Annotated in this window: 13 protein-coding genes; 1 reads left to right on the plus strand and 12 read right to left on the minus strand. The window is 45.1% G+C overall.

Annotation, left to right across the window (positions count from 1 at the left end; all coding sequences use genetic code 11):
* Window positions 1-56 precede the first annotated feature (56 nt).
* The 3 genes from GQF01_RS05040 to GQF01_RS05050 all read right to left on the minus strand — a co-directional run bounded on the left by GQF01_RS05040 (window position 57) and on the right by GQF01_RS05050 (window position 1,785).
* Entirely contained in the window at window positions 57-308 is a 252-nt protein-coding gene (locus tag GQF01_RS05040; protein WP_161405762.1) for a hypothetical protein, read from the minus strand.
* A gap of 87 nt (window positions 309-395) precedes the next feature.
* Window positions 396-1,274: an RsiV family protein gene (locus GQF01_RS05045; protein ID WP_161405763.1), complete on the minus strand. Its 879-nt coding sequence runs from the start codon at window positions 1,272-1,274 to the stop codon at window positions 396-398.
* Between the two features lies 1 nt (window position 1,275).
* Window positions 1,276-1,785, minus strand: coding sequence for an RNA polymerase sigma factor (locus GQF01_RS05050; protein ID WP_161405764.1), 510 nt, complete (start codon window positions 1,783-1,785; stop codon window positions 1,276-1,278).
* A gap of 199 nt (window positions 1,786-1,984) precedes the next feature.
* Between GQF01_RS05050 and xerS the strand changes: the two genes are divergently transcribed.
* Window positions 1,985-3,067: a tyrosine recombinase XerS gene (gene xerS, locus GQF01_RS05055; protein ID WP_161405765.1), complete on the plus strand. Its 1,083-nt coding sequence runs from the start codon at window positions 1,985-1,987 to the stop codon at window positions 3,065-3,067.
* Window positions 3,068-3,070: 3 nt separating this feature from the next.
* Here the strand turns inward: xerS and mgrA are convergent, their stop codons facing one another.
* From mgrA to GQF01_RS05100, 9 genes are all read right to left on the minus strand, one after another.
* Window positions 3,071-4,060 (minus strand): L-glyceraldehyde 3-phosphate reductase, encoded by a 990-nt coding sequence (mgrA, locus tag GQF01_RS05060; protein WP_161405766.1) that lies wholly within the window; start codon window positions 4,058-4,060, stop codon window positions 3,071-3,073.
* Between the two features lie 522 nt (window positions 4,061-4,582).
* The gene (locus GQF01_RS05065; RefSeq protein ID WP_161405767.1) at window positions 4,583-5,635 is read right to left on the minus strand and encodes a phosphotransferase enzyme family protein; all 1,053 of its coding nucleotides are present in this window, start codon (window positions 5,633-5,635) and stop codon (window positions 4,583-4,585) included.
* Window positions 5,636-5,647: 12 nt separating this feature from the next.
* Window positions 5,648-6,154: an ADP-heptose synthase gene (locus tag GQF01_RS05070; protein ID WP_161405768.1), complete on the minus strand. Its 507-nt coding sequence runs from the start codon at window positions 6,152-6,154 to the stop codon at window positions 5,648-5,650.
* Between the two features lie 166 nt (window positions 6,155-6,320).
* Entirely contained in the window at window positions 6,321-6,851 is a 531-nt protein-coding gene (locus GQF01_RS05075; protein WP_235958972.1) for a ribonuclease H-like YkuK family protein, read from the minus strand.
* A gap of 171 nt (window positions 6,852-7,022) precedes the next feature.
* On the minus strand, window positions 7,023-7,976 hold the full coding sequence (locus GQF01_RS05080; protein ID WP_161405770.1) for a C40 family peptidase: 954 nt from the start codon (window positions 7,974-7,976) through the stop codon (window positions 7,023-7,025).
* A 149-nt stretch (window positions 7,977-8,125) separates the two neighbouring features.
* Window positions 8,126-8,419, minus strand: coding sequence for a hypothetical protein (locus GQF01_RS05085; protein ID WP_161405771.1), 294 nt, complete (start codon window positions 8,417-8,419; stop codon window positions 8,126-8,128).
* 68 nt (window positions 8,420-8,487) lie between these two features.
* Entirely contained in the window at window positions 8,488-10,791 is a 2,304-nt protein-coding gene (locus GQF01_RS05090) for a thiamine pyrophosphate-dependent enzyme (RefSeq protein WP_161405772.1), read from the minus strand.
* A 35-nt stretch (window positions 10,792-10,826) separates the two neighbouring features.
* Window positions 10,827-11,837 (minus strand): 2-oxoacid:acceptor oxidoreductase family protein, encoded by a 1,011-nt coding sequence (locus tag GQF01_RS05095; RefSeq protein ID WP_161405773.1) that lies wholly within the window; start codon window positions 11,835-11,837, stop codon window positions 10,827-10,829.
* Between the two features lie 115 nt (window positions 11,838-11,952).
* Window positions 11,953-12,132 carry a hypothetical protein gene (locus GQF01_RS05100; RefSeq protein WP_161405774.1) on the minus strand — a complete coding sequence of 60 codons (180 nt, stop codon included), beginning with the start codon at window positions 12,130-12,132 and terminating at the stop codon, window positions 11,953-11,955.
* Window positions 12,133-12,295: the final 163 nt, after the last annotated feature.

A 12,295-nucleotide genomic window follows, 5' to 3' on the forward strand; every position in this document is an offset into this window, starting at 1 on the left:
GTTTATTTTCCACATCTTAACACATCATGTCATGTACAGACAATACCTTTTTTCAATTAATTCCCAGATTGTTGAAGCGTATCAAGCTCCTGCTTGAGGGTCTCTGATTTCTGCTGCGCATCCTTAATTTGAGTTTGCAGCTGCTGAATCTCCTGCTCCGCCTCTGAAAGGGCAGCCGCGGTAGCCTGGGAGTGAAGCTCCTGAGCTACCTGCAGGGTTTGTTCAGCCGCTTGCTCCGCTTTTTGTGCAAACTGTTTAATTTGTTCAATGTTTTGCTTATCTTGACTTTGTTGTCCTTGTTGTGGCATAAAAGAACCCCCAGCTCGAATTTTCCATACAAGATTAATTTTAGTAAAATGAGCCGATCTTATTCCTCTCATCCTTAGCAACTTGATTTATCGCAGATATTCGTCTTTATTCACTAGAAGATCGGATACCACACCGGTCGGAATAATGAATTCAGGAACGCCCATATAACCAGGCGCAACTTCATACTTTTGAAAAGAAATAACAAGTTGATCCTTCTCATTAATATAAAAGCTTTGATCTTTGTTTATTTTCTGAAAAACCTCGCTCATCTGCGCCGCGGAGCCTTTCACCCAATACACCTTAGACGGATCTGATTTCATCTGTTCCATCATTTGCGCCTTGATGTTCTCGCTGATCACATCAATATAACGCTCATCTATGAACAAACTCGACAGCGTGATAAGAATCTCTTTCTTTTTATCAATCGTATCAAACTGAAAGGTAGTTGAAGATGACCCCACCGTATTAACCACATATCTCCCTACGGATAAAATACGATCGTTATCGGTTTTCACAACATAGCCGCTGTTTACGCCCAAGTGCCCTCCAGTGCCTGCTGCTTTCATACTTTCCATATCCGTCATGAAGTCACGATACTGCTTTTTCGCTTCCTCCTGATATTTGTTATTCAACGATTCCTGCAGATCCTTATTTTTCATATCCGTAATTGCAGGTACTTCCAATTTGGCTTCATATGTCTGGTCTTTAAATATATATTCTCTAAACGTGAGCACCTTAATTAAATTCCCAACCAGCGGCACTTCCGACAGCGCATGAGCAAAAGCAGGACTTGCATTGATGCTAGTTACCAGAATAACCACCGCGGCTGCAGCAGCAGCAACCCATTTGAAACTACTCTTTTTCTTTGTATGTTGTTTGATGGCTTTATTTACGATAAAATCAAGCTCATTTGGGATCGGAATATCCCTATATTGTTGTTTCATCTCATCTAATTTCCTATCCATCTTAGCGGACCTCCTCTAGATTTTCTTCGGTCATACGAATACGAAGCAGCCGCAGCGCTTGATAGAGGCGAGTTTTGATGGTCGAAATATTTTCATTCAACACTTCGGCAATTTCATCAATTTTCAAATCCTCGAAAAACCTAAGCGTAATCACGCTGCGATACATGGTCGGGAGCTCTTCCAGTGCGATTTCCAGGTCCATATTGGCATATACATCTTCACTGCCAGAATCCATCGCTTCCAGCATCGTTTCGTCCACGACTTGCAGCTTTTTGTGTTTCCGTAAGAAATCCAGCGAGGTGTTCACGACAATTCGATAAAACCAACTCTTCATGGATGCGGTGCTTTTCAACGACTCCGCCGAGGCGAACGCCTTATGGATAGCTTCTTGCACAATATCAAGCGCATCCTCTTGATTTTTCACATAGCTGTATGCCAAGCGGTAGACGTGTTCCTTATGTTCCGTTATACACGTAATTAACAATTTCTCCAGATTTACTTGTAGGGTCATGAGTGTAAAGACGCTCCTTTTGATACACGCGAATTAAAATGTGTCTTCTATGTGGTAGGACGTATAAGTGCGCCATAAAGTTTGGATCTAGACATCATAACATACGGTGTAAGGGCTCAGAACCATCCTTCTTCTACCAATTTCTTTCTCCCACTGCTATACTTACAGCATGCATACGCGAGAGAGGTGACTAGAGCCTATGAACATTATTAAAGTCAAAGACCGCCATGAATTAGAAAAAAGAATCCCCTCCATGCCCTGGTATATCGAGAAATTTATTAATTATAAGCTGCCGGATCTTTCGCCTTCCTCATTGCTGGAGTACGTGCGCGATTATGAAATCTTCTTATCCTGGCTGCTAGCTGAAGGGTTAAGCACGGCCCCATCAATAAATCAAGTACCGATTGAAGATTTAGAGAAATTACATATGGACAGCGTTGATAACTTCCGCATGTTCCTTGCTACACGAAGAGAACAAGCTAACGTCAAGACGACGATTAACCGGAAGCTTTCCGCACTTCGATCCCTTTTCCATTATTTAAGCCAAATTGCCGAAGATGAGGATTTCTACCCGCTGCTAAAGCGAAATGTTATGGCCAAGGTGGAAATTAAGCGGTCCCATAGGCCTAAGGATAGCGCTGCCAAGCTGGAAGGCAAGCTGCTGCAGGAAGAGGAAATTGCCCAGTTCATCGACTATGTCCAAAACGGATATGAGCATGACGTAGCTTCCAATAAGCAGGCTATATACTCATATGAACGCAACAAAATTAGAGATATCTGCATCATTACGTTGATTTTGAATTCCGGCCTGCGCGTGTCCGAAGTTTTTAATCTGAATGTCGATGATATCGATCTGAAGAAGAAGCTCACTCATGTCTACCGCAAAGGTAAAAATGACGATACGTTCAAAACGCCTGTCTACTTCCGTCAGGATGCCATTGAGGCGCTAACGAATTATCTAGCTATTCGACAGACGCAATATAAGCCGCTAAAAAAAGAAAAAGCCCTCTTCCTTGCCATAGCTAATGGCAAAAAAGAAGGCGTTCGTATGACCAAGCGAGCCATACAAGAGCTCGTTATCAAATATGCGAAGCGTTTTGGCAAACCCTATTTGTCCGTTCATAAGCTGCGACACTCGTTCGCCACGGATTACTACCTACAGAACGATTTGTACAAAACGCAAGAGCAGCTTGGGCACGCCTCACCGGAGACGACGCAAATTTATGCGCATCTGACCGATCGAACGATGTCCGAAGCGATTGATAAACGATTGGAATCCTGAAGCTTACTTCAGGATTTTTTCGATTTGTTCGAGTTCTTCCGGAGCGAACTCCAGGTTTTTCAAAGCTGCAACGTTTTCCTCAATTTGCGATACACGGCTTGCGCCGATCAACGCTGAAGTGACACGTCCGCCGCGCAGTACCCATGCCAAGGACATTTGGGCTAAACTTTGACCACGGCTAGCAGCCAGCTCGTTCAATTGAATAATTTGATTCAGCTTCTCTTCCGTAATGTCCTTCGTATTCAGGAATTGACTTTTCCCGCTAGCGCGTGAATCACTAGGTACTCCACTTACGTATTTGTTCGTTAGCAAGCCTTGAGCAAGCGGACAGAACGCAATGCTGCCGACACCGAACTCATCCAGCACATCTTGCAGTCCACCCTCGATCCAACGATTCAGCATGCTGTAAGAAGGTTGGTGAATTAATAGCGGTGTTCCAAGACCTTTCAGAATCGTTACCGCTTCTCTCGTTTGTTCCGCTGTATAGTTAGAAAGACCAACGTACAAGGCTTTACCTTGACGAACGATTTGATCTAGAGCACCCATTGTTTCTTCAAAAGGCGTGTTCGGATCTGGTCTGTGCGAGTAGAAAATATCAACATAATCTAGGCCCATACGTTTCAAGCTTTGATCCAGGGAAGAAATTAGATTTTTCTTAGATCCCCATTCTCCGTATGGTCCTTCCCACATGTGGTAACCGGCTTTTGTCGAAATAATCATTTCATCACGGTAAGCGCCAAGGTCACTTTTCAGTACTTTGCCGAACATTTCTTCAGCCGAACCAGGAGGTGGGCCGTAGTTATTAGCCAAATCAAAATGTGTAATTCCTAAGTCAAATGAACGAAGCAGCATAGCTCGTCCGTTCTCGTGAATGTCCAATCCCCCGAAATTGTGCCACAGACCTAATGAAATCGCTGGCAGTTTAAGTCCCGATTTTCCGGAACGATTATATTTCATTTCTGCATAACGCGTTGAACTTGCTTGATAAACCATGTGAGTCCTCCTTCAAAATGTGCATAGAAAACTTACGCTGTAAGCATCTATTAAAGTTTCACCAAAGTTTGGTTTCTTAGTACAGTATAGGCGAACCCTGACAACAAAAAAAGAGCTGAAAAAAACGTGTCTTACTTACCTTGAGGTTACTAAGCTCTTTCAGACTCTTTTCCAGCTACAAAAAAACTGTCGAGTCGCCTCGACAGTTTCAGGATTTACTTGCATTTACCGCAGCCACAGCCGCATTTACCTTTGCCTTTTGGTTTGTAGACTTCTTTTTTTGTTAATAACGCTTTTGACTTTGCAGTTCCACGAATTCCCGCACAGCGTAAACAATCCACTATACATTGATTCCGGCCAACTACAAACAACCGTGTACATACATTCGTACAATAACGGCCGCAATTTGGTATTGCACGTACATTGCCTAGATAAGCACTTTTTGTCATACCACCAGCACCACCTTTTCATTTGGTACTTATAGGGTATTCCCGTGGTGATGCTTATGGTTGTACAGTGCCTCTAGTCTAATTGCTTATTTTGTAAAGAAAGTACAAGCTCCATGCTATGTTCCTGCAGCCATTTTGTCTTTTCAAAGGTATTCTGAATGATATCAATCAGCACGCCTTGCGGATCCACACCGTCTGCATACCGTCCCAGGAAGTGAATAAATACATCTAGTCTCCTCAGCTCAATCAATAACGGCAACACTTGAATTTCAGCTTCTTTTAGCTGGACGAATTGTTGATAGCCTTTGTAGAAAGCGGCACAATTTCGTTTCAGCTCCGCTTTTGGAAGCGCGGGATCAATCAAGTCCGACAAGCAGACCGCCATTTCCATCACCCGAAGATCTCGCGTAATAAATTCAAAGTCGAGTACGGAAGTAATTTGACCTTGCTCATCCACCAGCATGTTTGAACCATTAACATCGCCATGCACAAGCTGATGCGGCAGTTTGCGCAGGGAAGGAATCGCTTGATATAACGCAGAAAATCGTTCAAAAATATATAGGAGCTCCTCGCGCTGCACGAAAAAAGGTTCCGGTGGATGCATACAGAACTCACGAATCGCATCCGGCGTGCAGCGAGGATGAATATTTTCAATCTCATAGTAAGGTGGGTAAACCGGTTTCAAATCGACAGCTACCGTCCCCAAAACAGCAGATAACTGACCAACAGCCTCTCCATAATGCTGCAATTGCTGAGCATTCACCCACGTGGGATTCATTCCGTCCGTAAAGGTAAATAACGCCGCGAGCTTTCCTTGGTTATCATCCAGCTGGACAACGGTTCCACCGTCTGGCAGTTCGATTGGCGCTGGAATTCGATAAGGCAGTTGATTCTTTCGTTTATTTAAAGCAAGCAGAATGCGATGCTCAAAAATAATTTTATCGATATCACGATGAGTTTCGTACAGCCGAAGCACATAGGAGGTGCCCGCCACATCAATGAATCTTGTTGTATTATTCATTCCACCCGCGCCTATACGACTCGTCCAAGCTTGACCAGGAAACCAGTATGCAGGCAATAAGGCCAATTGCTCCTCAAGATCTTTAACTCGCATAATTGTATTCACCAGCTCCTTTCACTAAACTTGATTGTCACCTTCCACCGCGAATTCGAAGTCCTCCACATCAAACGCTTGAACAGGAATTTCGGCTTGAATCAACCGCTCGATTAGATCGAACTGATCCGTTAATATGGGCGCTTGCTCCTTCATTGAAGTGAGGATTAGCTCCGTTTCAATAGGGTCAAATTGCTCGCCATACACCTCCGTATCAATGGCTAACACGATCATTAAGGTGACATGCTCATTGATAGGCAGCGGAGGACTTTTCCGCCATGGAGCAACAAGTGCTTTTTCAATTTTTTTCTTATTAAAAGATTCCTCGAAGAACGCGATCAGCTCGCCAATCATTTGTTTGACGAAACCATCATCTTCTTCCTCTAACATGATCGGCTCGCTTCCGGCCTGCAATTCATATAACTCTTGAATACTCGTATAAGGAATGATATAGGTAACTGGCTGACCTGGCAGCATTAACTGTCCATGCACAGCGAGCATAACTGCCTCTATAATAAATGTTTTACTCATGATTATTCGTTCTCCTCTCTCTAAGGCTGTCTAAGCATTTATTTCGCTAAAAAGAGTTAGAAACCCTTTTTTCGCTGGACATTTTAGCAGCGAGATGACGTAATGACAAAAAACCGTCAGCTCTTATGATCATAATGATCATGTAGAACTAACGGTTCAATTTCTTCTATAAACTGCCATCCTTTACCTCACGATCTTCGTACAAGGGTTGATAAGGTTTCTTAGAAAACCTGTTCGCATAGGCCGACGCCACGTAACAATCCGGTTTAATGACAGGAACCATCCCGACAGACTCTACTCGCGTTACCATCTCTTGCACATATTTGGCCGTCCTGTTCTTATTCTCATCATCGCCTGCATCAATATGGATGTACATATCGAAAGAGGCGCCTTGGTACAGATGAGGAAGAACAATATTCTCCATATCCTCTCGTTTAGCCTCGTCAAAGTACGTTGCGATCTCTTCACTGAGTGTTGTTTCCATCGAAAGCTTTTCTTTAATCGAATGTAAAGCCCGATGGACAATCACTTGACGATAGCATGCCCACGCTCCTTTTCCAAGCCGCTGAATCACTACACCTGTGATGAATTTGGTGTGGCCTGAGTGCACCTGACAATCCGTTCCAATGATAAACTTGTAGGTACCTGCCGGGTCAAGACGCATGAAATGCAGGATTCTTTCATGAACCGTATCCAAGTTTAGTCCTCTTTCCGTCGTGTTCCGAAATTCCAGTGGGTGATTTGCTCTCAAGGGTTTCAAAGATAAGGTTCTTCCTTTCTCCTTAGAATCAGGAAGAAGCGGATGCTGGCCTCATGCATCCGCCCCTATCTATAGTATATAGCAAAATTCCAATGATCGAACCATCACTTATCGTAAAACGCTTCCTCCATACAAAAAGCGATTTTCCCATTGCTTGCCATCGATCGTATCCACACGAACACCGCCGGATTCAACGGAGTACGTATGCAGGATATTCCCATTCCCCAGATAAATCCCTACATGGGTAATCGGCTCTTTGAACGGTTCGATATTATCATAATCAGAAGGCTTGCTTCCTTTATAGGAACTGAAAAACATTAAATCCCCACGCTTTAATTTCGTCCAATCTGTACTAACAGGTCCTAAAGATCGCACGAAAGTGCCTTGCGACGCTGAATCACTTGGAACGGAGAGACGAAGTGCATCCCAGAACATCGTTTGTACGAAATCTGAGCAGTCAAAAGTCGTTGGATCGTTGCGATCGGAGCCAAACTCGTAAGGCGTGCCTAAGTAAACATTGCCTGCTGAAATGACCGCCTCGACCTCATCCGCAACGGGCATGTTAGGAACAACCACGGAGAAATCAGCAATCATATACTTGCTGCTAGTGCTTACGTAACCGCTTGTACCATTTGCATCCAGAACTTTGTACCAGCTGTCGCTGACCTTATCTGTAATAAGAACTTCTTCGCCTTTATTAAGCATACGAATCACTTTGGATCCACTTTCTGATGACGGAAGCGTACGAAAGTTAACACCATAAATGATTTCTGCATTGCTGATTATTTTGATGTATTTGCTGTTCGTCGATACATAGCCCACTGCACCTTGTGCATCCTTGACTTTGTACCAATTGGTTGTCACGTAATCCGTTACCGTCACGATTTCATTCGTTTTCAGCATCCGGATGACTTGGCTTGACGTGTTCGGTTGATCTCGGAAGCTTACTCCCGAAACGATCTGTGCTTGGGTCGAAGCACCTACATCTGCTGAAATAGCTGCTGGTAAAATAAAAGTAAGCGCCAAAACAATCAAGCTAACAACCAACGTCCATTTTTTCATCGCCTCAACCTCACTCTCATGATGTCATATTTTTCTTACATAACCTTATTATAGTTTCATGGGCTGAAGAGCGAATATAGGCGAAAGGTTGCGATTTTTGTCGCCAGATTACGGACGCCGCATGGCTGCATGCCTATTGACGACGAGGTTTAATTTTCCAATTTGCGCACCTCAGGTTTTCTTGTTGATAGCCAGCCTACAGAGAGGTTAGGGTCATTTCTCAATTTCACGTTACAGAGCTTCATTTCTCCTTCTTCAAGTTCAATCACTTGCCATTGTTCTGGCACAGCTCCCTCTATGGAGAGAAGGAAATCCTGCGAAAGCTCATTCGCCTCCTCCTGCTCCGCCCAGAATTTTACGCCATAATAAGCAAGTCCATAATGATTGACCAGCATGCAGGTGAAGAGTTGGTCTGTGTTTTTGTTTTGCAGGACATAAGGCATTTGGTTTCCTCCAGTAAAAAGGCACATTCACCGCACAGGGTGAACGTGCCTCGTTCATATGATTGCTATTACAAATAAGCGTTCTCGTGTTTGGCCTTCAAGCGATTCCAACGGCGCTCAACTTCGACTTCGAAAGATTTGAGCGAGCCCTCATATTCCGGCTTCGTCATATGCTTCGTTTTCCCCATCGTCTTGAGCCAATCAGATAAAGGAATCTTCTTGTTCTTATCTTCGGGGTTATAGGTAAGGCTCGTAATTCCATGTTCCACTTCATATAGCGGGAAGAAACAGGAATCTACCGCAGCGCCTACAATGTTTGACCCTTCTTGGTCATCAGACAGCCAGTTGAGCGGGCAAGCAATGAGAATTTTGCCGTACACTAAACCCTCGTTCTGCGCGTACCACTGTGCTTTCGCCGCCTTTTTCACAAGATCCTGCGGATAGGCTTCTGATCCCGTGAACACATAAGGAATATGCGTAGCCGCCATAATTTGTGCTGTGTCCTTATGGTGGAACACCTTCCCGCCTTGGTGCTTCCCAACGTTCGAAGTCGACGTCCGATGACCCATCGGTGTTGAATAGGACAGCTGCGCGCCTGTATTCATGTAACCCTCGTTATCGTACTCGAGGATAATCATTTTATGATTGCGCAGCGCTGCACCAATGGCAGGCCCCATGCCGATATCCATCCCGCCATCGCCTGTAATCATGACGAAGGTGAAATCGTCCTTCAAACCTAGATGATCGAGTTCTCCACGACGCTTGCGCTCCCAGAACATCTCAACAACCCCTGACAGCGTTGCAGCACCGTTCTGGAACAGGTTATGAATATACGTCGCCTTATGCGCCGAGTAAGGATAACCTGTCGTGACGACCATCGCACAGCCTGTGTGGAAGATCGAAACAATATCGCCTTCGATTCCTTTGAAGAACAACTCTAAGCCTGAGAAAATGCCGCAGCCCGGACACGCGCCATGCCCAGGAGCAATCCGCTTCGGCTTCTTGGTTAGTGCGCGCAGTGGCGGAATCCTAACATTCAGCTTGCCTGAAGTCTCATCCGGTGTAACGGTGATGAGTCCCGTCTTCAAATCCTCGTACTTCATCGGTGTCAGTACCCGCTTCGGCGCTTTCGCCGGATCACCAGGCGTGTGGCCGTAATAATCGAAGGGCACTTCCACCTTGCCGTTTTGCACCGCATCAATGGCGAATTGGAACAGGTTATGCCCGTCTTCGGCATAAAAGTCCTTGCCACCTAAGCCGTATATGCGGCTTATGACAAGCGTATCTCTGTTCCCGTGTGTGAACAGCGCCGCTTTAATTTCGTTGACCATATTGCCGCCATGGCCGCCATAGGAATCCGCGCGATCGCCGACGGTGATCGCCTTCACATGCTGCAAAGCATCTGCGATCTGCTTGGCAGGGAAAGGACGGATCATGTTCGGCGCAATCGATCCGGCTTTAATGCCCTTTTCGCGGAGCTGGTCGACGACGTCTTTGATGATTTCGGAAGCCGAATTCATCAGGAACACCGCGACTTCCGCGTCCTCCATCTGATACAGTTCGAGTATCGGATAGTCACGGCCAGTCAGTTCGGCATATTCCTGCCGAATGCGGTCATACACCTCTTCGGCGTTGTACATTGCCATAGACTGCTGATAGCAGTTATTAATGTAATCCGGCTCATTCATATAAGGACCAACCGTGATCGGGTTATTCCGATCTAACGTATCGGGGAAACCTTGTGGCTTCTCGCCGACAAAAGCGTGCACATCTTCCCGATTAGCAAAAGTTTGGACTCTGCGTTTCTGATGGGATGTGAAATATCCGTCCGAAGCCACCAATACCGGCAAGCGCACCGCCGGGTCTTCAGCCAATTTTAATGCGAGAATATTCATATCGTAAACCGCTTGCGGATCCCGGCACATCACAATCGGCCAGCCTGTGTTTAAGGCATAGTAGAGATCGGAATGATCCCCATGGATGTTGAGTGGACCGGAGACAGACCGGCATACCAAGTTCATGACCATAGGGAAACGTGTGCCTGATTGCACTGGCATTTGTTCCAACATGTACAAATAACCGTTGGCGCTTGTCGCGTTAAATACGCGGCCGCCAGCAGTTGAGGCTCCATAACATATACCTGCAGATCCATGCTCTCCGTCAGCGGGAATGAGCACAATATCATGTTGTCCGTTGGACTTCATTAGATCTAGGAATTGGGCTACTTCGGTCGATGGAGAAATTGGGAAATATCCCATGACGTGATAATTAATCTGATGGGCTGCATAAGCCGCCATCTCGTTACCTGACTCGTATACAATGCGCTGTTCAACCTTGGCCTGCCCTAATTCCTTCTTAATATCAATGGACATAACGAGTAGTTCCACCCTTCTCCCATAAATACTCTCTAAGAGTTTATAGCTAGATTGAAGCGATGTGGCATACGGTGAATATCGGCATATCCGTCTTCTTCCCGCTCATCAGTGAGCGCTTCGGTCGGACAAGCCTGTACACATTTGAGGCAACCTTTACAGTATTGATAATCAATGCCCTGCAGAAACATCTGCGGACGCCCTTTTTTGTCAGGGAGCTCATCCCATACAAAACAGAAATCCGGGCAAACATTATCGCAAGAAGCACAGTGAATGCATTTATCTTCATGGAAATGCGGCATCATCCCCGCACGGGAAATACTTAAATCCTTAAGAATACTATTGCCTGGATTAGAAATAACCCCGCCGATCGTCTGCGTTTCGTAACCAAGAACTGGCGTGTCGAAGCGTACGAAATCAGGCATTGTCTCCCCTTCTGGAAGCGCATACGTTTGGAACTTGACTTCGTTGTATCCACGGTCAAACGTTCGTAAGGCGGGTGCAACAGCCAGTGGGTACTTCTTCTCTAGCGATTTACGAATAACGCCTCGCATCACATCCGGATCAAGGAAATCACATAACCGGAACAAGGCCCCAAGCATGGCCATGTTGACACGATTTTTCTCCTCCAGCGAAATACCGATGGCATCGATAACCGCAATGGTACCGCCTCTTAACTTCATCTTTTCCTTGAGCTCATCGGGTGTTTTCGTTGAGTTTACTAATACTGTACTATCTTCGTAGATGCCACTGATAACGTTTACAGTTTTGGAGAGCGATTCATGAAAAACACCAACAACATGCGGTCGTTCTACAGGCGAAGTATCCCGTATTCTCGTATCCATGTCACAAAACCTGATGTGCGCTTTCACTGCTGATCCTTTCTTCTCAGAACCATAGGAAGAAAAACTAACCCCGTTCAATCCCACCCCAACAACTCCCGCTTCCGCCAGCATCTTACCTGCCAGATTAGCGCCGAGACCGCCGATGGATTCCAGTCTTATCTCGAAGAAGCCGAGATCGTTCAATTTAGGTAAAGTTACCATGCAAGGTCTCCTTTCAAAAATGAACAGCATAAAGAATAAATAGTATGAATAGTAAATCTACTTTCATTGTAACAAGAAATTGGTGGTAATCAACCTTTTTTTAGACAAGGACGCTTCAGAGCAGATAATCGATAATGAGTCCGCATTTTCCCAAATAATAGCTGGTTTCCTTTAACCTCTCCTGCTCTGTTTCAATTTCATGGTTCTCGACATGCTCACACTCGTCACAAACGTTCAAATAATCTTCATCAAGCGGATTAAAGACAACACCGCAAACCTGTGAGCACGCCCTCATCCTCATCTCTCCTCGTTTTCAAATCCTATGAATTTGTAAACGCTTGCATTGATGTCAACTCCTATTATACAGTGGTTAATAGCGTTAACACCATAAGTCTTTATCAAATCTTTAGCAAATCTTTAGCATCCAAAATAGACCCTTTCTCTTGATAAGGTCTAAT

The sequence above is a fragment of the Paenibacillus silvestris genome (assembly GCF_009882985.1).
GTDB lineage: Bacteria > Bacillota > Bacilli > Paenibacillales > NBRC-103111 > Paenibacillus_E > Paenibacillus_E silvestris.